Genomic DNA, 23,111 nt, shown 5'->3' on the forward strand with positions numbered 1-23,111 from the left:
GGTACCACCCTTTTTAACACAAAAGCAAAGTAAACAGCTTATGCATTCGCTTCATTCAGATAACGGCGACAAGCCGGTACATCTTTACATTGAAATAGCTATTCAATGGTCCCGATGTCAACTCTGGAGGTGAATATTCCTTTGCTTTCCCTTAAGAATGCTTTCAGTCTAGGCATTCTCTCCCTTTAAAGTTCTTTCGCAAACTACTTTTTCTCCGTCATTGTTTTATAAATATAATTTGCTGTTAATTATAGTATATTCTTCACATAGTTTCAAACTTTTCCTGAAAATATCGCGCCTATTTTTCACGTTGTAAATGGTACAGCAGGATCCCAGTTGCAACTGCGACATTTAACGATTCACTTTTTCCAAAAATCGGGATGTAGAGATTGGCCGTAGTTAAGCCTAATAAATCTTTATTTACACCACTGCCTTCATTTCCGACGATTAATGCAGATTTCCCTTGTCCCTGTATATCCGTGTATTCTTTGGCATTTTCTAAAGCCGTACCATATACAGGTATTTGAGCAGCTTTTAACTCATCAACCCATTCAAATAGATTCCCTCTAATGATTGGCAAATGAAAATGGCTGCCTTGGGCAGAGCGAAGTACTTTCGGATTGTAAATATCAACACTTCCCTCACCAACAATTACAGCATCCATTCCTGCCGCATCTGCGGTTCGAATCATTGTTCCTAAATTTCCTGGATCTTGAACAGCATCCACTAATAAAAATCTTTCTCCTCTGGCGATGTCAGAACTCGCTTCCCGCTGGCGGCATACGGCAAGCACCCCTTGAGGCGCCTCTGTATCAGAAAGCCCATCAATAATTTCATCTGTAACCATCGTGACAGGAGTGGAACCGTAATCCCAGCTAGGAGGCAAGTTTTTCTTCTCACTAATAATGATTTCGATTATTTGATCCCCTATCAGCGCTTCTTCTACAAGGTGAAAGCCTTCCACTAAAAATAGGTTCGTTTTGTCACGTTCTTTTTTTGTTAGTAGTTTTTTCCATTGTTTTACTTGAGGATTATTGGCAGAGTGAATATACTTCAACACTGTTCCTCCTTTACTTTTCTCAGGTTACACCATTATATCCTAAATAAAATACATAATAAATTCAAAAATAGAAAACATAATATCGAAATGATTAAAAATAAGGAGTGTGTGAAATGAACTTGAACTTACGCAACGCTATCATACACAATGTAACTGGCAATTCACAAGATGAGCTAAAAGATACAATCGTAGACGCAATTCAAAACGGAGAAGAAAAGATGCTTCCTGGGCTCGGAGTATTGTTTGAAGTCATTTGGAATCATTCTTCAGAACAGGACAAGCAGGAAATGCTGCAAACGCTGGAAAGTGGTTTGAAATAAGTTCGAGATAGCGGCTGAATGGCCGCTTTTTTATTTATACAAAAGTTATGAAATATACTCTAAACTGATTATTCGAATGATTACTTAAGACAGGTTGTTTGATATAATTATGAAAAAAAGGGGGTTTTTTTTGGTGAGCGCATTACGAGATAATTTAAAAAAAGAACTACATTCAATCACTGATAATGTAGATACAGAAACCTTACAAAAAATATTAGAAACAGTTAGACATGAATTAAGTAAAGGAAGGGAAAAAAATATTCCGGAGGCTAAGCCAACAAAAGAAGAACAGAAGGCAATTACTGAAGCCAATGAGAGGATCACTAAGGGTAATTTCGATACTTTAGAAGAATTCTTGAAGGAAGTTGAGGGTAAAGAATAATGTATGAATTAATAATCGATAAAAAGATCACAAAATTTACAATTAAACAGGACAAGCCTACCCAAAAACGGATAAAAGATGGACGTAAGCTGATAAATTAGTTAAAACATCAGTATTTTTACCTAAACTCAATACCTCTATAAAATACCCACAATTGTTCACTCCAACCAAAATATCTTCCAACACTTATTGCAGACCTATAGAGAAAGATACTCCAGGGAATCCTAGAGTCCTGGAGTATCTTCGACCCTTATTCAAATGTAATTCTATTAACTGTTTCGCGATCTAGGCGTTTGATTACTTCAGCAATCAGTTTTACTGCATTCTCATAATCATCACGGTGAAGCATTGCTGCGTGTGAATGGATGTAGCGTGTGGCAATGGTAATCGAAAGGGCTGGAACTCCGTTATGTGTCAAATGGATGGCACCAGAATCAGTTCCGCCACCAGGCACAGAATCAAACTGATATGGAATATTCAATTCATCAGCTGTATCAGTCACGAGGTCACGCAATCCTTTATGAGAAACCATTGACGCGTCATAAAGAATGATTTGTGGACCTTTGCCCATTTTGCTAAGGGCTTCTTTTTCGGTAATTCCTGGTGTATCCCCTGCGATACCTACATCTACTCCGAAAGCAATATCCGGCTCAATTTTTTGTGCGGATGTACGTGCCCCACGAAGACCCACTTCTTCTTGCACTGTGCCTACACCATAAACAACATTCGGATGATCAGCATCCTTCAGTTCTTTTAACACATCAATAGCAATTGCACAGCCGATGCGGTTATCCCATGCTTTTGCTAAAAGCATTTTCTCGTTATTCATCACTGTAAATTCGAAATAAGGAACGACCATGTCGCCTGGCTTAACTCCCCATCCTTGTGCTTCTTCACGGCTTGATGCACCGATATCGATGAACATATCTTTAATATCTACCGGCTTTTTGCGTGCTTCAGGAGAAAGGATATGCGGTGGCTTTGAACCAATAACACCAGTTACATTCCCTTTGTTCGTTACGATCGTTACACGCTGAGCAAGCATAACTTGAGACCACCAGCCTCCTACTGTTTGGAAACGAAGAAAGCCTTTGTCATCAATATTCGTAATCATGAAGCCAACTTCATCTAAATGGCCCGCAACCATAATTTTCGGGCCGCCTTCTTTTCCTGTCTTTTTCGCAATTAGACTTCCTAGACCATCTGTTGTTACTTCATCTGCATACTCGCTTATGTATTTCTTCATTACTTCACGCGGTTCGCGCTCATTACCAGGAATTCCATTTGCGTCTGTTAATTCCTTCAGCATTGTTAATGTGGCATCTAATTTTGTCATTCCTTCGACTCCCTTAATATTAATATATTCGTTTTCATTATACAAAACACATCAAATAATTGAAAGAATTATCAAACAAGCAACCTTCGTTTTCATGTGAGGCTGCTTTAATCTTTAGATCCAAAATTTTCCCATTAACTTCCGTAACACAGATATTCTTTGCGAATTTAGCAAACTTAATTACATGCTTTGAAAAATATTATTCCGCCTTTCAACTATTTTACAGTTGATCTAGTTATGGGCAAATGAGTCCACCATACTGCAGATTTTCTGACAGATTCTTATTCAGTACCCTTGCTGCTGTCTTTCATAATTCACTTCATTTTTATCTATGTACGCCTGCTCGGTCTCCTCAGAACTAAATCCTAGTAGCTCGCCTAAATGTAAATAGGCACACACTAACGCTTTAAAATCATGCACAGATCTACTTGTTCTAAATTTGCTTATCTGGTCAAAAATTAATAAAAATTGATCATTTACTGATTCCGCTTTAAGTAAATCTGTCCGATAATCTTCTTCCTGATCAAAGCCGCACTCCAGCCCAAGCGATAAAATAAAATGTACTCCATCAACATACTCTTCTAATATGATTGGCTTTGGTGAAGACTCCTTTAAACTCCAAAATTTAAAACACCGAGTTTCATTCGCCAACTCTCCTAATTCAACTAGCAAAGCTAGGATTTTCCGATCAAACAAATCTTCCTTTTCTAATTGATGCTTGCTTTCGATATGTTGATCAAGACCCTTTTGCATCATAAACAATTTTTGATAATTCATAAGTCACCATCCTAATTTTCAGCCCATCCGTTTAACATTTGCTTAATGGGATATAAAAAATTATAACAAATTACAAAAAAGATGAAACTTTTTTGAGACATATCCGTAAGTAAAGGAAAATACATTGGAGGGCTCTTTATGATGTGGTTTATCCGCTTCCTGTTATTTGCACTTATTATCTTTCTCATATATAGCACAATCAAATATTTGCTAAATCCAAAACGCAAGCTTGAACTTGCCCATGAGCAGAAGCGATATTACTTTCTGGACGATCAGGATAATGTCCGAAAAAATTTCCTCATTACCTATAAGGGAGTATTATTTGAAGGGGAGAAGTATTTAGGCACTACTGAAAATGCCTTTGAGGTAATTTCTATCTTTATTTGGCCACGAAGCATAGCTTCTCTAAAGGGTATGGTTCGGGAAGATTTACAATTTATTGAAAGAAAAGTAAGTGAACAATATCCAAATGCAAAAATCGATTGGAAAAGTCCACTTAAGGAATTTATGGAAAAAGGCAATTCACCCACTACACCATTTGGTGACCTTATTTAAAACGTTCGGTACTTATCCCGAACGTTTTTTCTTATACCGTTTTAAAAAATTCTCGCCACTTAATGATTGTCACTTTTTCCCGTAAAATGAAAACAAGAACCCCTAGTGAGAATAAAATGATAAGGATCATAGAAGGAGTAAATCGGCTAATAAATTCCCCAAATACTGTATAAAAAACAGCCAGTGGCAAATTTGTGATCCATGAATTTTTCAAGTAATCTTTGAAGCTTTTATTTCTCTCTATTAAACAAAAGTTTAATAGATGATAATGAACAAATGGGATTAGCTTTAGTACACTAATTTGACCGACTGTTAGATTTCGGTATTCACCGAACCAACGCTTCTTTAATCTAGAGAGCTTATCATGTGTTTTGGGCATTTTGCTAATAAGAAAATAGAAAAAAACACTGCTAAGCACTAAACCAATCATTGAAAAGACACTTCCAAAGAAACTCCCAAATAGGACCCCGCCTGCTATGCAAACTAAAGAAACTGGTATAAATAGAAATTGTCTTAGAATATGAAACAATATGAAGGCAATTGGTGCTAAAATCCCGGCCGTTTCCACCATTACAAACAGCATTGCTAATTGGTCATTCATCATGCCTCACCTCTTTTAGCTGTTTTCCAGTGTCTCTTACAGCTTATTGAAGAATTGTGCTGGTTATGACAAATGATTAAGGAGGTACTGGCCAAGAATGACCTCAATAAGCGCAAGGACAGGTAAACCTATTTTAAACTGAAGATGCTTTGTTTTGTGCCTGAAGGTTTGCATGGCAATCGTCATTCCTAAAGCGCCAAAGAATATTGCAATGAGCCATAGTGTTTTTTCACTTATGCGATACTCGTTCTTTCTCGCCTTTGTCTTATCAGCTTTCATGATGTAATAGCCAATTATATTCATGATAATAAAGAAAATCATTATTACAGTTTCCATACTCATCCTCCCTTTTCTTTATCTAAGCTTAACTTTTTATTATGGAAAAAGCCATTCCCCCTAGAGAGAATGGCTTTTATATCGTCAAGCTTCATCGGCTAGACCCTCGAGTCAAAAGCCGCTTTCACTTTTTTTATTGTCTAGCTCCAGCGCCTAGCCCCTCGAGGTCATAAGCCAATCCGACAAGAAGGTTAGAGTACAACCTTCATGCCGGCTCGTCTTATGCTTGTCGGGGCTGAACAAGGCGCTTCCGCTTTTATTACTTGCTTAAGTTTTGCTTAGCAACTGTTGCTAATTCTGCAAATGCTTTTTCGTCAGCAACTGCTAATTCTGCAAGCATTTTGCGGTTTACTTCGATACCAGCAAGCTTTAAACCGTGCATTAAACGGCTATAAGAAAGACCGTTCATACGAGCTGCTGCGTTGATACGAGTAACCCATAGTTTGCGGAAGTCGCGCTTTTTCTGACGACGATCGCGGTATGCATACATTAATGATTTCATTACCTGTTGGTTAGCAACTTTATATAATGTATGTTTTGAACCATAATAACCTTTAGCTAATTTAAGAACTTTTTTACGACGTTTGCGAGTAACTGTACCGCCTTTTACACGTGGCATATGATTTCCCTCCTAATTTCGAGATATTACTTAAGATTTACTAGTAAGTTACGGATGCGTTTGTAATCGCCTGAAGAAACAAGAGTTCCTTTGCGAAGCTTACGCTTTTGTTTTTGAGATTTATTAGCGAACATATGGCTTCTGTAAGCATGTGAACGCTTAAGTTTACCAGATCCTGTTCTTTTGAAACGCTTGGCAGCGCCGCGGTGAGTTTTCATTTTTGGCATTTGGAATTCCTCCTCTTACTTGTCGTTGTTTTTAGGTGCTAAGACCATAAACATGCTTCTGCCGTCCATTTTTGGATGTGATTCTACTATTCCAACTTCATTGCAGCTTTGAGCAAAACGAATTAAAACACGTTGGCCGATTTCTTTATGCGTGATGGCACGTCCTTTAAATCGAATGGATGCTTTAACTTTATCGCCTTTTTCAAGGAATTTAATTGCATTACGAAGTTTTGTATTAAAATCATGTTCATCAATTGTCGGGCTAAGACGAACTTCTTTAAGGCTAATAACCTTTTGGTTTTTACGCGCTTCTTTCTCTTTCTTCTGCTGTTCGAATTTGAACTTTCCGTAGTCCATGATACGGCCAACAGGAGGTTTCGCATTCGGTGCAACCAGAACAAGGTCAAGATTTACACGAGCAGCTATTTCAAGTGCTTCGATTTTTGATTTAATTCCCAATTGCTCGCCGTTTTGGTCAATGAGACGAACTTCGCGGGCACGAATACCTTCGTTTAACAACATATCTTTGCTAATAGTTAGACACCTCCAAGGTTTAATGCGAACACAATGTTTGGGTCAAGAATGGCGCTCTTCCAACGAATCTACACCGGACCAAACGAAAGTCGCAAGTAATACATTACATTCCCGCTCAATTGAGGAGCAGATTTGTTTTTTTTGCAAATAAAAAAGTGTGGATGATAACACCCACACTTTACGGACAAATTCAAACAAAAAATGTTCACGTAATACCTGTTAACAGCTCACTTTTGCGTCAATCAGGTGAGAAGCGGGTGCTTCTTCTTTTCCTCAAACTGTATTCAATTACCTTAGTTACTATATCACAAAGAAGTCTAACGTGTCAAACGAATCATTATTACAGCAACGAATTGAATTATAACAACAGAATGAAGATCATGCAATAGATTTTTTGATATTTATTATGGAACATCATTCCTAAAATGTTAAACTCACATTTTATTTTGCGGAAATCCTGAGTTATTTTGCAGGATTTCCATATTATTCACAATCGGATTTCCCCCGCAGTATCGGGTCTGATTAACGTCTTACTTCTGCTTTCAATCCCGCTGTAAAATCTTCAAATGACACTGTTTCTGATTTCTGTTCGCCATATTTACGGACATTGACAGCTTTTTCTGCTACTTCATTATCGCCAACTACTAGCATATAAGGGATCTTCTGCATTTGAGCTTCACGGATTTTATAACCAATTTTCTCGTTACGATTATCAAGCTCGACGCGGAAGCCTTCTGCTTGTAATTGCTCCTGAACCTGCTTCGCATAGTCAAAATGAATTTCTGGTGAAACTGGGATTACTTGCACTTGAACTGGTGCAAGCCATGTTGGGAACGCGCCTTTATATTCTTCAATCAAGAAGGCTACAAATCGCTCCATTGTTGAAACAACACCACGATGGATAACAACCGGACGATGCTGCTTCCCGTCTTCACCAACATATGTTAAATCAAAGCGTTCCGGCTGTAAGAAGTCAAGCTGAACAGTTGATAAAGTTTCCTCTTTGCCTAAAGCTGTTTTCACTTGGACATCTAATTTCGGACCATAGAATGCAGCTTCCCCTTCAGCTTCGTAATATTCCACACCTAATTCATCCATTGCTTCTTTTAACATCGATTGTGCCTTTTCCCACATCATGTCATCATCAAAGTATTTCTCTGTATCAGCAGGATCACGATAAGATAGGCGGAAAGAATAATTATTTAAATCAAAGTCCTTATACACGTCAAGAATTAAATGAACAACTCGCTTAAATTCATCTTTAATTTGGTCAGGGCGGACGAAGATATGAGCATCATTTAACGTCATTCCACGTACACGTTGAAGTCCTGATAATGCTCCTGACATTTCATAGCGATGCATCGTTCCAAGCTCCGCAATCCGAATTGGAAGCTCACGATAGCTGTGGATACTGTTTTTGTATACCATCATATGATGCGGACAGTTCATTGGACGAAGGACAAGCTGTTCATTGTCCATATCCATAACAGGGAACATGTCCTCTTGATAGTGACCCCAGTGACCTGAAGTTTTGTATAATTCCACACTTCCTAGCACAGGAGTGTATACATGGCTGTAACCAAGGCGTTCTTCCTTATCAACAATATATCTTTCAACAATGCGACGAATAGTAGCACCTTTAGGAAGCCACAGCGGCAATCCTTGACCGACTAATTGCGAATTTGTGAATAGGCTTAATTCCTTCCCAATTTTACGGTGGTCACGTTCTTTTGCTTCTTCAAGCAGGCGTAAATGCTCAGCTAAATCTTCTTTTTTGAAAAAGGCTGTTCCATAGATGCGCTGAAGCATTTTATTATCGCTATTTCCACGCCAGTAAGCACCTGCAATGCTTAATAGTTTAATTTCCTTCAGCTTGCCAGTAGAAGGCACATGGACACCACGGCAAAGGTCAATGAACTCCCCTTGCTGATAAAGTGTAACCGTTTCATCGGCTGGAATTGCTTCGATTAGCTCAAGCTTGTATTCATCATCCATTTCCTTGAAAAGCTGTACCGCTTCGTCACGGCTCACTTCTTTACGGATAATCTCAATGTTTTCATTAATGATTTTCTTCATTTCTTTTTCAATTAGTGGCAGATCTTCAGGTGTTAATGATTGTTCAAGATCCATATCATAGTAAAATCCACCTTCAATTACAGGGCCGACACCAAGCTTAACATCTTTGTATAAGCGCTTAATTGCCTGAGCCATTAAGTGGGCAGAGCTATGACGAAGGATTTCTAATGCTTCTTTACTGTCTTGTGTAATAATTTCTATTGTTCCATCTTCCTCAATTGGACGGCGCAGATCATACATTTGCCCGTTGAATTTACCAGCAAGTGATTTCTTCTTCAGTCCAGGACTAATGGAAGCAGCTATCTCCTCTGTTGTCGATCCTTTAGGAAACTCCTTTACTGCGCCATCTGGGAATGAAACTTTAACAACTTCTGACATCGTTATTTCCTCCTAAATTATAAAGTGGAAGCGTCTCGCCTAGCCTCAGGCATAGCATTAGACAAGCCTCCCCGAAAGGTGTACTTTACCTTTCTGGGGGGATTGGCTTATGACTCGAAGGGCTAGACGCTGGAACTAGATTCAAAACTTGCTCCTAAGACGCCAACTAACTAATAATGCAAATAAAACAAAAAACCCGTCCCTATAAAAAGGGACGAGTTATTATACACACGTGGTTCCACCCTACTTCTCATTTCATAAATACGCAAGAAATGACTTGTAGCAAGATAACGGCTTGTTCCGTCAACCCATACTATTTTGGCAAATGGCAGGCTGCGAATCTCTTCGTCAGCTGCACTCAAGCAAAAGTTCAAGGTTGAAGTTCAGAGGTGGTAAGCATTCTAATCGTGTTAGGAAGGTTTCAGCCGTGCCTTCCCTCTCTATAAACCGTCATTACGAATACCCTTGTCCTCATCATTACAATTACTAATTATCTTAATATGTACTGTATTATAGTTCGTTAATATTAGGAATGCAAGGGCTCTTATTAGATTTTTTCGTCGGCGATAAAAGAAAACTGCCGTTTACTATTATAAAATACAGCAATCGAATTAAGAATGAGTCTTTCTTCGAAAATGTTTTGAATCGTTCGGACAAGCGGCTGGTCAATTTCTTCTGAATACAGATAAATGGCAGATGGCGCAATTGAAAGCAATGGAGCAATCGTAACGGAATCCACATACACAGGGTGATTAAATAAAAGCTTTCGATCAATCATCCTTGTAAGGTCCGGACGCTTTATTTCATAGAAATGCTCATCAAAAAAATGAACCCCATCATCAAGAAGCAAATGAATTTGATTAAGCTTTGCATCTCTTCCAGATAAAAAATCTCTTAACGTTTGAATAAACATCTGATATTCCTGTTCCATTTTGTATTCGTCGATAGATATCTCCACATACTTGGCCAATTGATTCATTAGTGGACGCATCCGAAATTTCACAAAGGAATCAAAGGAGAACGCAATATTCTCTTGGAAAATCTGACTAATCGTTGCCTTTAAATCCCTTTCTACATCCAACTCACTTACAAATGCCGCTAGATCCTCCCGGTTTCCCTCAAGAATGGAATGGATGATCTCAAGAATTTGCTGCTGTTCTTCTACATCTTGATAGTAATAATGATCTGCTAAGATTCGACGAAACCAATTATCTTGTTTACTTTTTACAATAAACTGATAAAAAGCTTCTTGTATGATCGCCAAATGCTCCTTCATATTTGGCTTAATATTAATTTTAACTATATGTTGATCTTCAAATTGAAGAATATTTTTATTGGATAATGCAGAAGACGCCAGAAATAGTTGCAGATATCCATAGAAATCTGTTGCATCTTCATTCTTTTGGAAAATGATTTCGATCAACCAAATCCCCCCTTTTGTAAAATCTTTGTTTTAAATGTATATGGGGAACTTGGACAAAATAGAAGTCATTTATAAAAAGCTGCCAGAATATGCTCTGACAGCTTTCTCTTTAAAATATTATACCCTGCGATTAGGACCTTCTACTAAAACTGGCTCAGCTAAATATTTGATCCGCTCCATGATTCTTCTTGCTTTCATCTTTTCTTCTTCACCGCGCTGGCTGTAAGATAAATGATGCTCCAGCTCTTGAAAATCAAAGTTCGACGTAAAAAAGGTCGGCAGTCTTTCTAGCATCCTGAACTGAAGGATAGGACCTATTACCTCATCCCTTGTCCAGCTGGACATTGTTTCAGCCCCAATATCGTCAAACATCAAAACAGGCACCTTTTTGATTGCGGAAATTTTGTCATTTAAGGTTGAATCGGCAATCGAGCTTTTCATTTCCCTTAATAATTCAGGAACATATACAATCATCGAGGATACCTTTTTATTGGCTAGTGCATTTGCAATTGCACCTAATAAATAGGATTTGCCGACACCAAATTTCCCGTAAAAATAAAGTCCTTTTTGATTAGAGCCCACTTTATAATTCATCAGAAAGGAAGCTGCTTTTTGGACAGCATCAATTCGATCGTCATCCGCATAAATAGAGTCAAAGGAAGCATGCAGGATATCACTTGGTACATACAAACTTTGAATCAGTTTTTCATTTCTTCGCTTTTCATCATCCATCACTTTTCGGGGGCATTTTTCATAATGAAGGTCGATGCTTCCCCTTTGAATGACGAGCTTAGGATGATAGCCCTTCATCACATTTTGACAGTCCGCTAAGCTCGAACACCGGTTGCATTCCTTACTCTGCTGCGCGTAATCATAAAGCTTCATTAAGCTTTTATTTACCATATCATCTGTTAATTCGTCCTCATGACTTTTAAGAAATTCTTGTACATCAGGATTATTCAATGTTTCCCTGCGCTGCATCTCATACCTTTTTTGAAAGTCTGCCTTCCCAGCCAGCCGTTTCAATGTATCGTTGATTTTCTCCATTTATTCAGTCCCCTCCCCAGAACGCAACTTTTTCAATGTTTCCTCTAATTCTCGTTTTTTCAATTTAAGCTCTTCCTCATCCTTTTTCTTGCTCGCTGGTTGAGGTTTTTCCTTATCATCAAACCAATCAGGTAGCATTTCGGTACGAATTGGTTTTCTCTTTCCAGTAGCTTTCGCCGTTTTCGGGGCCTTTTTACCTTCAGCCCATTCCATATATTGTTTATGTTCATTTTTAGCTAAAACCATCGCCTCATTAGACGTGGTGATCTTCTTTCTTGCCCAATGACTAGCAATTTTCTCAACATACGCTTTTGTCAACTTCATATCTGACTTTAGCATAACATACTGGATCAACACATTTACAACTCCGGGCAATAACTTCTGCTGGAACATCACATCTTCAATAATCTGCAAATCCGATTTAGAAGGCTCTGCACCTCCAGAAATATCCTTCAGCAGCTGTCTTGGAGATGTCGTCTCTAAATACCGAAGTAATTCTTCTTCTTTCGTTGCTGGTTCCTTTTTTTGTGTCTGGTGTACAGCAGGCTGTGTTCGATCAACAAGGGATGGGAGCTGATCATAATTTTGGAACTGATACCAGTCTCTCGCAGACTTTCTCAGTTCTTCTATATTAATTTCGTTATCTTCTGTTAGTGCACTAATAACGATATTTTTCATTTGAATTGGATCAATCCCATACAAAAAGGCAAGATTGCTAATCGCATTTTTCACCTTATTTGTCAGTGCTTTTTTGGGAACAAGTGACTCATTTAACCCAGCCAAAAGGAGATCAAAATTAAAAAGGGCAGAATGAATTTGAATACTTCCTTGATCATTTCTTCCAATGAACAACTGTTCATCCTCTGGCTGCATCATTTGTTCAGTGTCTGAATCAATCGCAATGGATTCTTGGTGACCTGACATATATACATCATGGAAGGACTTAGTCACCTCTTTATACTCTTCCTTCGATTGAACATTCTTCTCTGAAAAGAAACGCTTTAATCTTGAATATTGGTTTTTTCCTACTTTTCTATACAAATAAATATTGAGCATCCCATCTAAAAAGAATTGCTCTGGTGTTAATGGCGGATTCAACTCATAAATAAATGCTCTAGATTCCTCATCCTTTTTTTCATATACTTTTAGAAGGCCCATCCCTTCAAGTTTAATTCTCGCACGATAGATTTTTTCCAAATTCATATCCATAAAATTCATTAAACTGTGATGAGAGTTTGTTCTCGACCATAATCGGTTCTCTTCTAGCTCTGCCCACAATGTCATATACAAACTAAAACAAGTTGCGCCAATTAAAGGCTGATACAAAAAGGTTAGTACTTTCCGGTCATATTCATGCATCAGCCCGCTAGCAGCCACTGTATATCTGTCTATCGGAAGCATTTCCTGCCAATGCTGGGCCATAATTATCAACCTTTCTAGTTTGATCTAAAAACTGTTTTCGCGAACATTGTTACTAATTAGTCAGACCAGTCATTTATTTTTCCTAACATAAAAGAGCCAAAGAAGGTCTTCAGCTCAGGTAAAATTTACTGCTCTTTCTTAATCAATTCCTTCAGTTCTTCGATAAATACATTGATATCTTTAAATTGCCTGTATACCGAAGCGAATCTCACATAGGCTACATCGTCAATTTTGGCTAGTCTGTCCATAACCATTTCGCCAACAGCTTCACTTTTGATTTCAGACACACCGTTGCTGCGAAGTTCCTTTTCCACACTAGATGTAATTTCTTCTAGTTCTTTTAATGCAACAGGCCGTTTTTCACATGCTTTAATAAGCCCCCGCAAGATCTTATCACGGCTAAATTCTTCCCTTGTTCCTTCCTTTTTAACAACTATGAGTGGAATTTCTTCGACCTTCTCAAAGGTTGTAAAGCGGTATGCACAGCTCTCACATTCTCTTCTTCGGCGAATGGACCTGTAATCATCAACTGGTCGGGAGTCGAGAACACGGGTATTGTTACTTTGACATGAAGGACATTTCATAATATCAGCTCCGAATCCTATTCGATCATATATGTAGATACTTTTATTGTACTATTTTTTATGAAAAACCCCAACAGTATAATCGAGACAAAATGAAAAGCGCAGGCGACTGTTCTAGACAAAATAAAAAGAGGTGCATAGTATACACCTCTTGAGTTTCACATTATAGAATGTTAGATTGCTTAACTTGAACAGGACCCATACCACGAGGAATCTCAATATTCTCACATGTCTCTGCTCCTAGTGCTTCTGCAATATAATTCGCAGCAATGCTAGGGTCAAGATCACCACATGTATATACATCAATACTTGCATATCCATGTTCTGGGAAGCTGTGAATCGTTAAATGTGATTCGGAGATAATTACAACCCCACTCACACCTTGTGGCGCAAATTTATGAAAAGCAACCTCACGGATTTCAGCACCTGACTTTAAAGCTGCACCTACGAAAGTTCTCTCAATAAAATCCATATTATTTAACTTTTCAAAATCGCATCCCCATAACTCAGAGATAACATGACGACCCATTGTTTCCATATTCAAATTTCCCCCTTTAACAATAATAATGAATTTCTAAGTTTCCAATGGTTCACAACTACCACGGGGGAAAGTTAGTCCAGAGAGGTCCTAACCCTTTAAGTAGCTATTATAACCAAAATTTAAGAAGTTCACGAGGACTAGTATACTTTGTTTACTTTCTTTTTGCAATATAAGCTTTTAAAAAAATTTGATAATGGGGATCTGCTCCTCTGTTTCTTTCCATTCACCCATTTTATTAGAAGTCATTAAAAATGTACTTAAACCAACAGCAAATAGGCTTGCCAATGAAACGGCAAGCCTTAAATATGCAGTAAAATCGATTATTTAGTTGGCAACTTTTACAAATGATGAGCGTGAAAGTTCATGAGCTACATATTTCGTTAAGTCAACAACGCGGCAAGAATAGCCCCACTCATTATCATACCATGCTAAAACCTTTACTTTATTGGATCCGATGACCATTGTTGATAATCCATCAATAATGGCAGAGTGTTCGTTTGTATTGAAATCGATGGATACTAGAGGTTCGTCAGTAATAGCTACTATACCATTCATTGAACCTTTTGCAGCAGCTTCAAATGCCTCATTAATTTGATCAATTGTTACGTCTGATTTAAGATCAACAACTAAGTCAACAAGTGACACGTTTGGTGTTGGTACGCGTAACGCCATTCCGTGCAGCTTTCCTTTTAAATGTGGGAGCACTAATGACAAGGCTTTCGCTGCTCCAGTTGAAGTCGGAATAATAGATTGGGCACATGATCGAGCACGGCGCAAATCCTTATGTGGATTGTCAATATTATTCTGATCATTTGTGTACGCATGAATGGTTGTCATTAATCCATTCTCAATTCCAAACTGTTCATCAAGTACCTTCACAACAGGTGCTAAACAATTCGTTGTACAAGAAGCATTAGAAATGACATCATGTTCTTCGATATTTAATGCGCTTTCATTTACACCCATAACAATTGTTACATCTTCATTTTTCCCAGGTGCTGTTAAGATAACCTTTTTCGCTCCTGCTTCTAAATGAAGAGCTGCCTTATCGCGGGAATTAAACTTCCCTGTAGCTTCAATAACAATATCAATTCCTAATTCCGTCCATGGAAGCTCCAACGGGTTACGATTGCTCAATAACTGAACTCTCTTCCCATTTACAATAATAGCTCCATCCTCAGGAATGACTTCCCCTTCAAATTTCCCATGATTGGTATCATATTTAATTAAGTGGGCCAAAGTTTCAGCTGGATAGCTTGCATTTATGGCAACCACATCAAGTTTGTCATCAAGAATGGCTTTTCTAAATACCATTCGTCCAATTCTCCCAAAACCATTAATCGCAATTTTCGCCTTCATATTACGGCTCCCTCCACATTAATGTTATACTCTTAATGTTAATTGATGTAATTAGTATAACATATTTGTGCATGTTTGTGATGATTAAAATGTGGAATTTGGATGTTTTATTATTCTGTCAATTCAAGTGTGCTACGAAGAAATAATAATTGCTGGAGAGCATATAAATCGAATGTGTTTCATTGGGGAATTTCAAACGTAGAATATATTCGGAGATATGGGATAGATGTACATGTAAGGACGAGAGAACTGTCTCATGAAAGAGGGCTATGGGACAAAATTGGAAAGCCAGAATGTATAATGTCCCATTGAATGGCCCTATGAGACAAATCTTCTGGAAAAAGCATAAATTTGTCCCATTGAACAGCTCAATAGGACAAAAGTAAAAAATTCAACAAAAAACTGTCCCATAGAATATTTCTCTACGGGACAGTCAGCATTTTTATATCGCTTTCCAATTACTAAGAATATTTAAAAGCTGTTTTTTTGTTTCCTCGATTGTTCCATTATTATTAATCACAGCATCCGCTAATTGGATTTTCTCTTTTAGGGGCATCTGAGAACGGACTCTTGCAAGAGCATCCGCTTTTGAAAGCTGATTACGATTCATTAGTCGCTCCAATTGAATCGTTTCGTCCACATACACGACAATTGTTTTGTCAACCATTGATGTGAGTTTACTCTCAAAAAGAAGAGGAATATCCATGATAACTAATTCCTCTCCTTTATCAATTGCCTCTTCCTTTTTCATGAGCATTCTTTTTCGGACGGCCGGATGGACAATACTATTTAACTTTAAACGCTGGTCCTGATTATGAAATATAACTGATCCTAATTTCTCCCGGTTAATCGATCCATCTTCAAGCAAAATTTGTTCACCGAAGTGGCTGACAATTTCATTATATGCTTCTTCCCCTTTTTCTACGGCTAGGCGTGCTTCAAGATCTGCATCAATAACTGTTATTCCTTTTTCGATCAAAATAGAGGAAACCGTGCTTTTCCCGCTAGCAATTCCTCCCGTTAAACCAACAATAATAGACATTAGCTAAATCTCCCAAACCTCTAAATTTTCCAAATTCCTATTAAAATCAACAGTACGCCTGGAATGAATGAACACTTTTGAACCCAACTGCTGTTGGAAAAAAAAGACCCCACCTTCAATCCCATAAACACAAATAATGAACTCATAATCGCCACAGCCAATGCTAAATAATATGGGGAATATCCTAGCATAGCCGCTCCAACTCCTGCTCCAAAGGCATCCAAGGATAAGGCAACACCAAGCATCAATGCTTCAATTCCGGTAATTGTCCCCGATTTATCAAAATCAGCCGACATCGGCTTTTGCAAAATATTAATCACAAGACCTAGTGATTTTATTTCAAAATTAACAATCGTCTTCTCATGTGGAAGAACATCTTTAGCCTTTTCGGGACGAAAAAATTGATATAAAACCCATGCCCCAAGACAAATTAGAATGATTCCACCTAATCTTTCCGCAAAGGAAGGCGATAAAAATTGAGTAGAAATACGGCCAATCATCATTGCAAGCATTAAAGCAATGGCTGAACAACAGGCGATTATGCCAATTGATTTTAAAGGAATATGCATTTTTCTTATACCATAAGTTAATCCGACACTAAAACTGTCAAGACTCACTGCAAAGGCTAATATTAAAAGGGTAACTAATTGCATCACTTGGATCGGACTCCTCCCTTACAATCGCTAAGATAGTATATGGAAGAAGCCTATCCAGTGTTATTAGAATAGCGGAAGCGCCTTGCTCACCCCCGACAAGCACAAGACAAACTGGATGGAAGGTTGCTCTTTAACCTTCTAGCCAGTTTGGCTTATGACCTCGAGCCCCTAGTCGCTGCAGCTGGACATTGAAAAGCGGAAGCGCCTTGCTCACCTGATTCCTATTTGAAAATTATTTCACTTGGCATGTTGGACAAAAGACGGTTCCGCGTCCTCCTGAGACAATTCTTTCAAGTAAGCTTCCGCAAACCTTACAATCTTCCCCTTTTCTGCCATAGACAAAGAGTTCCAGTTGAAACATACCGATTTGTCCTTGGGAGTTTACGTACGAACGGATCGTACTCCCTCCTTTTTCAACAGCTTCTGATAAGGTATCTGAAATTTCCTTATGGAGTCTAGCTATTTCACCTTTTGTTAAGCTGTCGGCTGCTCTTTCCGGATGGATTCCCGAGCGGAACAATGCTTCATCAACATAAATATTCCCGAGACCTACGACTACTTTTTGATCAAGCAAAACAGCTTTGATATTTCTTTTTGTTTTTGCAAGCTTTGAGGCTAATGCTTCGATTGTAAAATCCTCTGAAAATGGCTCCGGCCCTAAATGAGATAAGGGAAGGGTGTCGAATTCCTGTCCTTTTGCGTAAAGATGCATTGTGCCAAATTTCCGAACATCCTTGTAACGCAATTCGGTCCCATCAGTAAAATGAAAAATGACATGAGTATGCTTATCCACTGGCTCATCTTTATTAAAGACACCATACTTCCCCTCCATTCTCAAATGAGAAACAAGGGCATAATCATTCGTATATAGGATAAGAAATTTCCCTCGCCGGCCAATATCAACCAACGTCTGACCAACTAGTGCATCCCTGAATTGATCTGCTTCTTCTGGACGTTTAATGATCTTCGGCCAAAAGACGGAAACATTTTCAATTTGTTTATTCATTACTAGTTCCTTTAATGTCCTGCGTACGGTTTCTACCTCTGGTAATTCAGGCATTGTTATCACTTCCTGTATAATCAATAGGTCAACTTACACCATTATTCTATTCACTTATTTAGCATCAAACCATGTTGGTCCATAGGCATAATCAACCTTTAGCGGAACCTCAAGCTCAACTGCGTTTTCCATCACTTCAGGAACGATCCTTTTCAACACTTCTAATTCATCCTTTGGTGCTTCAAATATTAATTCATCATGAACTTGCAGGAGCAAGCGTGTTTTCAGATTTTCACTTTTCAAACGTGAAGCCATATCAATCATGGCCTTCTTAATAATATCTGCTGCACTTCCTTGAATTGGCGTATTCATGGCTGTACGCTCTGCAAAGCTGCGCAAGTTAAAGTTTCGACTTGTGATCTCTGGTAGGTATCTTCTGCGATGAAGAAGAGTAGAAACATATCCTTTTTGCTTGGCATCAGCAACAATATCATCCATATAGTCTTTAACACCAGGATAGCTTTTTAAATAGCGAGTGATAAATTCACCAGCTTCCTTTCGAGTAATTCCTAGGCTTTGGGATAAACCATAATCACTGATCCCATACACAATGCCGAAGTTTACAGCCTTTGCATGGCGGCGCATATTTGATGTAACTTCATCTTCACTTACATGGAAAACTTCCATCGCTGTTTTCGTATGAATATCCATATCCTGATTAAATGCCTCAATAAGCTTTTCATCATTTGCAATATGGGCAAGCACCCTTAGTTCGATTTGGGAATAATCCGCCGCAAAAATCACCCAGTCTTTTTCTGAAGGGATAAATGCCTGTCTAATTTTTCTCCCTTCTTCCAATCGAATTGGGATGTTCTGAAGGTTTGGATCTGTCGAGCTCAAACGCCCTGTTTGCGTTAAAGCTTGATTAAATCTTGTGTGCACCTTCTCATTATCTTTGTTAACAATTTTTAGCAATCCCTCAATATATGTGGACTGAAGCTTGCCAAGCTGACGATAATGCAGTATTTGCCTAATGATTTCATGCTGAGATTCCAGTTTCTCTAGAACATCCGCTGAAGTAGAGTAGCCCGTTTTGGTCTTTTTATAAACTGGAAGCCCCAGCTTATCGAAAAGAATAGTCCCCAGCTGTTTCGGAGAATTAATATTAAACTTTTCACCGGCTAGTTCATGTATGCGCAGCTCAAATTCTGCCAGCTTAGCAAGAATCTCCTCACCCATTGCCTTTAAGCGATCAAGATCCATTTTAATCCCGCATGATTCCATATCTGCCAAAATTAATGATAAAGGCATTTCTAGATCATAGAATAATTCAGCTTGTTGATTTTCCTTGAGTTCCTCATCCAGCTTATCTTTCAATGATAGTAATGCAGCTGCTTTTCTCGCAAGGTGCTTAGCCAATACATCTTCTTCTGGTACCCTTCGTTTCGCACCTTTTCCATAGAAAGCTTCGTCAGATTGAATCGATTCATAGCCGTGGCTTTTTGCAACAGAAGCTACATCTTCAATCGTTGCTGATGGATTAATAAGATAAGAAGCAAGAAGAAGATCAAAGTTTACCCCTGTTAAATGGATTCCATGGTGGCGAAGTGACACTTCCGATCTTTTCGCATCATATACAACTTTTTCTTTACTCTCATCCTCTGCCCATTGTTTAAAGACTGGTGAAGCTAGTGCTGTCTCTGTCGAAATAAAAAAGTTCCCTTTATCATTAGCAATCGAAAAGCCAATAATATCTGCATAATGATAATTATCCTCTAACACTTCAATATAAAAGGCATTGTCAGATGAAAAAATATCCGCCGTTACTTCATTTACAGCTTCAAACTCTATCTCTTCAAGCTCCACTTCTTCCTCTGATCCTGGTTCCCCGCTAAGCTTGTCCAATAATGAATTAAATCCGAGTTCTTTATAGATGCTAGCTACCTTTTCTCTTTCATATCCTTCATACGCCACTTCGCTTAGCCCGATTTCTATCGGTGCCTCCCTCGTAATCGTTGCTAATTCCTTGCTCATTAATGCCTGATCTTTAAATTCCTCAAGCTTTTCCTTCAGTTTATTTCCGCCAACCTTGTCCACAGAAGATAAAATGGTCTCAAGTGTTCCAAATTCCTTCAGTAATTTCAGGGCCGTCTTCTCCCCAACACCTGGCACACCCGGAATATTATCGGAAGCATCCCCCATTAGACCCTTCATATCAATAATGCGATCCGGTGTAATTCCATACTTTTCTTGAATATAGGAAGGGGTATACTCTTCAATTTCGGTAATTCCTTTACGGGTGATTGAAACAGTTGTTTTTTCAGAGCTTAATTGCGTCAAATCTTTGTCACCCGAAATAACTTTCACTTTATAGCCATCATTTTCAGCATGAAGAGAGAGAGTACCAATAATATCATCTGCTTCATAATTTTCTAATTCATAGCGTGAAATTCCATAGGCATCTAACAGCTCCCGAATGAAAGGGAATTGTTCGGATAACTCTGGCGGCGTCTTTTGTCTGCCACCCTTGTATTCGCTAAATGTCTTATGACGAAATGTTGTCTTCCCTGCATCAAAGGCAACTAATAGATGGGTAGGCTTTTCATCCTCAAGAATGCGATTTAGCATCATCGTAAATCCATAAACGGCGTTCGTATGAATCCCTTTATCATTATTTAGAAGAGGCAAGGCAAAAAAAGCACGGTAAGCAATGCTATTGCCGTCAATTAAAACAAGCTTTTTATTCAAAAAAATTCTCCTTCCTTTGCCTAAAGCAAAAAACCGTTATTTTTCTCCATTTTATCATGAGTAGATAAAGAATGAAAAATAACGGTTTTAAAACGATTTAGTTTGTATTTCCCATTAAAAAGTGAGCATATGGTGAATTTGATGGCAAGACAATAACCGTTTCCCCATTGATTGTCTTTTTATAAGATTCTAATGTACGGTACAAGGAATAGAAGCTAGGGTCTTTTGAAAAAGCTTCATTATATACCTTAGCGGCTCCACCTTCCCCTTCCGCCCGAATTTCTTCAGCATCAGCTTGAGCCTTTGACAATATTTCTTTTACCTCTTTATCAGTATTGGCGATAATAACATTCTTATCTGCATCCCCTTTTGATAAATATTCTTGAGCTTTCGATTGACGTTCAGAAATCATCCTTGTATAGACGGACTGTTCATTCTCTGCTGGTAAATCTGTACGTTTCATTCGTACATCCGTGACAACAATTCCGTAATTATCCTGTTTAAGCAATTCGTTTACTTTTTCAGTAATCTGATCATTTAATGAGCCTCTTGAAGATTTTTCATCATTAATAATCTCCTCATAATTCAACTGTCCAAGTTCTGTCCTCGTGACCGAGTAAACAAATTCTTCCATTCTTGATTCAGCACTTTCCAATGTTCTTGCGTTAGCAATCATCTTCTTAGGATCCTCTATACGCCAAACTGCATAGTTGTCAATGATGATCCGTTTTTTATCCTTTGTATTAATCTCAGCTTCCGAAACATCATAGGTCATTTGATATTTAGGCAGGGTAGAGGCACTTTGGATAAATGGAATTTTATATGTCAGCCCTGGTTCACTTTCAATTCTAACTACTTCACCGAACTGCCTAATTACCTTGTATTCCCCTTCCTTTACTACGATAAGATTGCTAATTAATATGCCTATCAAGACAAAAAGAATAACGAAGAAAATACCGAGCTTAGTATATTTTCTCCATTGCATATTATTTCCACCGCGCTCATTCATATTAACAACATTTTGATCACTCATTATTTTCACTTCCTTCTGCTTTAGGCTTAGACTCCTCTTTTTCTAAAGGACGAATCGGGAAGTATTTCATTGTATTTCCGTCATCATTCATAATATAAATTTCTGCATTTGGAAGTACTTGCTCAAGTGTTTCAATCACAAGACGCTCTCTAGTGATCTCAGGATTATTCTTATATTCAGCATAAAGCTTGTTGAAAACTGCTACATCCCCACGTGCTCTTTCTAAACGAGCAGCCTTCTCTCCTTGTGCTCTTGAAATAAGTGCATCTTTCTCACCATTTGCTTCATTCATCTTTTGATTTAGATACTTTTGGGCTTCATTTTTTTTGGTATTCGCTGTTTCTCTTGCGTCCGTCACATCTGTGAACGCCTTTCGGACTTCAGCATTAGGAAGCTCAACATCCTGAAGCTTAACCGCTAATACAGAAATACCAATATCATATTTATCTATTAGCGATGTCAGCAAATCCCTCACATCTGCTTCAATTTTGGCCTTACCTGATGTTAAAGCATCATCAATTTTTGAGTTTCCGATGATACTTCTTAAAGAGGCGGACGTAGCATCATGAAGAATCTCTTTCGGATTTGATGAATTATATAAATATTTTTCTGGATTGGTAATCTTCCATTGAACAACAAGATCAGCCATGACAATATTTTCGTCTCCAGTTATCATCTTTGTTTCTTCTGGAAAGTCCTTCGTCTTCCCATCTTTATCCTCATAACCAAATTGAAGGCTAAAGGTTTCTTTTGAAAGCTTTTCTACACTTTGAATCGGCCATGGCAGTTTAAAATGAAGACCCGGTTCTGTGATTCCTTCCTCCACTTTTCCAAATGTTAGAATAACCGCTTGATCGGATTCATCCACTGTATACCATGTTGTAAAAGCAGTAATCCCTAAAATAATTATTAAAAGTACAAGACCTGTAACTGTATAAATTCTCTTTAGACTGGTCATCTACTCTCCCCCTTCTTTTTATTTCGTTGATATTTAATACGATCATCTGATTGAAAAGTTTCAATTAATTGAAAAGGAGAAAGCAAGTGACACTTTC

The 23,111-nt window shown here is 38.2% G+C and carries 24 protein-coding genes and 3 other annotated features (1 of these 27 cut by a window edge); of the genes, 3 read left to right on the top strand and 21 right to left on the bottom strand.

The features are described 5' to 3' along the window. Positions 1-230, bottom strand: a binding site (T-box leader) (it extends 25 nt beyond the left edge of the window). Positions 231-298: 68 nt separating this feature from the next. After that, a complete protein-coding gene (locus tag ACFYKT_RS11490) occupies positions 299-1,057 on the bottom strand; it encodes a TrmH family RNA methyltransferase (protein WP_389219574.1) in 759 nt (252 codons plus the stop codon). 116 nt (positions 1,058-1,173) lie between these two features. Here ACFYKT_RS11490 and sspI point away from each other — a divergent pair, with 116 nt between their 5' ends. Together sspI and ACFYKT_RS11500 are read left to right on the top strand one after the other, a co-directional pair. Next, positions 1,174-1,380 carry a small acid-soluble spore protein SspI gene (sspI, locus tag ACFYKT_RS11495; protein ID WP_389219576.1) on the top strand — a complete coding sequence of 69 codons (207 nt, stop codon included), beginning with the start codon at positions 1,174-1,176 and terminating at the stop codon, positions 1,378-1,380. 130 nt (positions 1,381-1,510) lie between these two features. After that, positions 1,511-1,762 (top strand): hypothetical protein, encoded by a 252-nt coding sequence (locus ACFYKT_RS11500; RefSeq protein WP_389219577.1) that lies wholly within the window; start codon positions 1,511-1,513, stop codon positions 1,760-1,762. A gap of 250 nt (positions 1,763-2,012) precedes the next feature. Here the strand turns inward: ACFYKT_RS11500 and ACFYKT_RS11505 are convergent, their stop codons facing one another. Next, complete coding sequence (locus tag ACFYKT_RS11505; protein WP_389219578.1) at positions 2,013-3,098, bottom strand: M42 family metallopeptidase; 1,086 nt, start codon at positions 3,096-3,098, stop codon at positions 2,013-2,015. Between the two features lie 285 nt (positions 3,099-3,383). Continuing rightward, on the bottom strand, positions 3,384-3,875 hold the full coding sequence (locus tag ACFYKT_RS11510) for a dUTP diphosphatase (protein WP_389219580.1): 492 nt from the start codon (positions 3,873-3,875) through the stop codon (positions 3,384-3,386). A 138-nt stretch (positions 3,876-4,013) separates the two neighbouring features. Between ACFYKT_RS11510 and ACFYKT_RS11515 the strand changes: the two genes are divergently transcribed. Next, positions 4,014-4,430 carry a sigma-w pathway protein ysdB gene (locus ACFYKT_RS11515; protein WP_389219581.1) on the top strand — a complete coding sequence of 139 codons (417 nt, stop codon included), beginning with the start codon at positions 4,014-4,016 and terminating at the stop codon, positions 4,428-4,430. A gap of 31 nt (positions 4,431-4,461) precedes the next feature. Here the strand turns inward: ACFYKT_RS11515 and ACFYKT_RS11520 are convergent, their stop codons facing one another. The 18 genes from ACFYKT_RS11520 to hflK form a co-directional block, all read right to left on the bottom strand. Further along, entirely contained in the window at positions 4,462-5,031 is a 570-nt protein-coding gene (locus ACFYKT_RS11520) for a TVP38/TMEM64 family protein (RefSeq protein WP_389219760.1), read from the bottom strand. A gap of 63 nt (positions 5,032-5,094) precedes the next feature. Then, positions 5,095-5,367: a DUF1294 domain-containing protein gene (locus ACFYKT_RS11525; RefSeq protein WP_389219583.1), complete on the bottom strand. Its 273-nt coding sequence runs from the start codon at positions 5,365-5,367 to the stop codon at positions 5,095-5,097. A 259-nt stretch (positions 5,368-5,626) separates the two neighbouring features. Continuing rightward, entirely contained in the window at positions 5,627-5,986 is a 360-nt protein-coding gene (gene rplT / locus ACFYKT_RS11530; protein ID WP_389219585.1) for a 50S ribosomal protein L20, read from the bottom strand. Positions 5,987-6,012: 26 nt separating this feature from the next. Next, entirely contained in the window at positions 6,013-6,213 is a 201-nt protein-coding gene (gene rpmI, locus ACFYKT_RS11535) for a 50S ribosomal protein L35 (protein WP_009333215.1), read from the bottom strand. Between the two features lie 15 nt (positions 6,214-6,228). Then, positions 6,229-6,735 (bottom strand): translation initiation factor IF-3, encoded by a 507-nt coding sequence (gene infC / locus ACFYKT_RS11540; RefSeq protein ID WP_389219588.1) that lies wholly within the window; start codon positions 6,733-6,735, stop codon positions 6,229-6,231. A 155-nt stretch (positions 6,736-6,890) separates the two neighbouring features. Next, positions 6,891-7,022, bottom strand: a sequence feature (ribosomal protein L20 leader region). Between the two features lie 247 nt (positions 7,023-7,269). Further along, complete coding sequence (thrS, locus tag ACFYKT_RS11545; protein ID WP_389219590.1) at positions 7,270-9,201, bottom strand: threonine--tRNA ligase; 1,932 nt, start codon at positions 9,199-9,201, stop codon at positions 7,270-7,272. 207 nt (positions 9,202-9,408) lie between these two features. Continuing rightward, positions 9,409-9,688: a binding site (T-box leader), on the bottom strand. A gap of 60 nt (positions 9,689-9,748) precedes the next feature. Next, positions 9,749-10,624 carry a putative sporulation protein YtxC gene (gene ytxC / locus ACFYKT_RS11550; RefSeq protein ID WP_389219592.1) on the bottom strand — a complete coding sequence of 292 codons (876 nt, stop codon included), beginning with the start codon at positions 10,622-10,624 and terminating at the stop codon, positions 9,749-9,751. A gap of 117 nt (positions 10,625-10,741) precedes the next feature. Then, a complete protein-coding gene (dnaI, locus tag ACFYKT_RS11555; protein ID WP_389219594.1) occupies positions 10,742-11,671 on the bottom strand; it encodes a primosomal protein DnaI in 930 nt (309 codons plus the stop codon). Continuing rightward, entirely contained in the window at positions 11,672-13,093 is a 1,422-nt protein-coding gene (locus ACFYKT_RS11560) for a replication initiation and membrane attachment family protein (protein WP_389219596.1), read from the bottom strand. Positions 13,094-13,218: 125 nt separating this feature from the next. Further along, positions 13,219-13,677 (bottom strand): transcriptional regulator NrdR, encoded by a 459-nt coding sequence (gene nrdR / locus ACFYKT_RS11565; RefSeq protein ID WP_389219598.1) that lies wholly within the window; start codon positions 13,675-13,677, stop codon positions 13,219-13,221. Positions 13,678-13,840: 163 nt separating this feature from the next. Then, positions 13,841-14,215 carry an adenosylmethionine decarboxylase gene (speD, locus tag ACFYKT_RS11570; RefSeq protein WP_389219599.1) on the bottom strand — a complete coding sequence of 125 codons (375 nt, stop codon included), beginning with the start codon at positions 14,213-14,215 and terminating at the stop codon, positions 13,841-13,843. Between the two features lie 327 nt (positions 14,216-14,542). Next, on the bottom strand, positions 14,543-15,577 hold the full coding sequence (locus ACFYKT_RS11575; RefSeq protein ID WP_389219601.1) for a glyceraldehyde-3-phosphate dehydrogenase: 1,035 nt from the start codon (positions 15,575-15,577) through the stop codon (positions 14,543-14,545). Positions 15,578-16,019: 442 nt separating this feature from the next. Further along, the gene (coaE, locus tag ACFYKT_RS11580; RefSeq protein WP_389219603.1) at positions 16,020-16,619 is read right to left on the bottom strand and encodes a dephospho-CoA kinase; all 600 of its coding nucleotides are present in this window, start codon (positions 16,617-16,619) and stop codon (positions 16,020-16,022) included. 20 nt (positions 16,620-16,639) lie between these two features. Beyond that, positions 16,640-17,272 carry a sporulation membrane protein YtaF gene (gene ytaF, locus ACFYKT_RS11585; protein ID WP_389219762.1) on the bottom strand — a complete coding sequence of 211 codons (633 nt, stop codon included), beginning with the start codon at positions 17,270-17,272 and terminating at the stop codon, positions 16,640-16,642. A gap of 235 nt (positions 17,273-17,507) precedes the next feature. Further along, on the bottom strand, positions 17,508-18,335 hold the full coding sequence (gene mutM, locus ACFYKT_RS11590; protein ID WP_389219604.1) for a DNA-formamidopyrimidine glycosylase: 828 nt from the start codon (positions 18,333-18,335) through the stop codon (positions 17,508-17,510). Between the two features lie 54 nt (positions 18,336-18,389). Beyond that, positions 18,390-21,023, bottom strand: a complete 2,634-nt coding sequence (polA, locus tag ACFYKT_RS11595) for a DNA polymerase I (protein WP_389219606.1) — start codon at positions 21,021-21,023, stop codon at positions 18,390-18,392. A gap of 97 nt (positions 21,024-21,120) precedes the next feature. Then, positions 21,121-22,056: a protease modulator HflC gene (gene hflC / locus ACFYKT_RS11600; RefSeq protein WP_389219608.1), complete on the bottom strand. Its 936-nt coding sequence runs from the start codon at positions 22,054-22,056 to the stop codon at positions 21,121-21,123. Beyond that, positions 22,049-23,014, bottom strand: a complete 966-nt coding sequence (gene hflK, locus ACFYKT_RS11605) for an FtsH protease activity modulator HflK (RefSeq protein ID WP_389219610.1) — start codon at positions 23,012-23,014, stop codon at positions 22,049-22,051. The genes hflC and hflK overlap by 8 nt, the downstream gene beginning before the upstream one ends. Positions 23,015-23,111: the final 97 nt, after the last annotated feature.

Origin of the sequence: Cytobacillus mangrovibacter (assembly GCF_042865275.1) — a bacterium.
GTDB classification, from domain to species: domain Bacteria; phylum Bacillota; class Bacilli; order Bacillales; family Cytobacillaceae; genus Cytobacillus; species Cytobacillus mangrovibacter.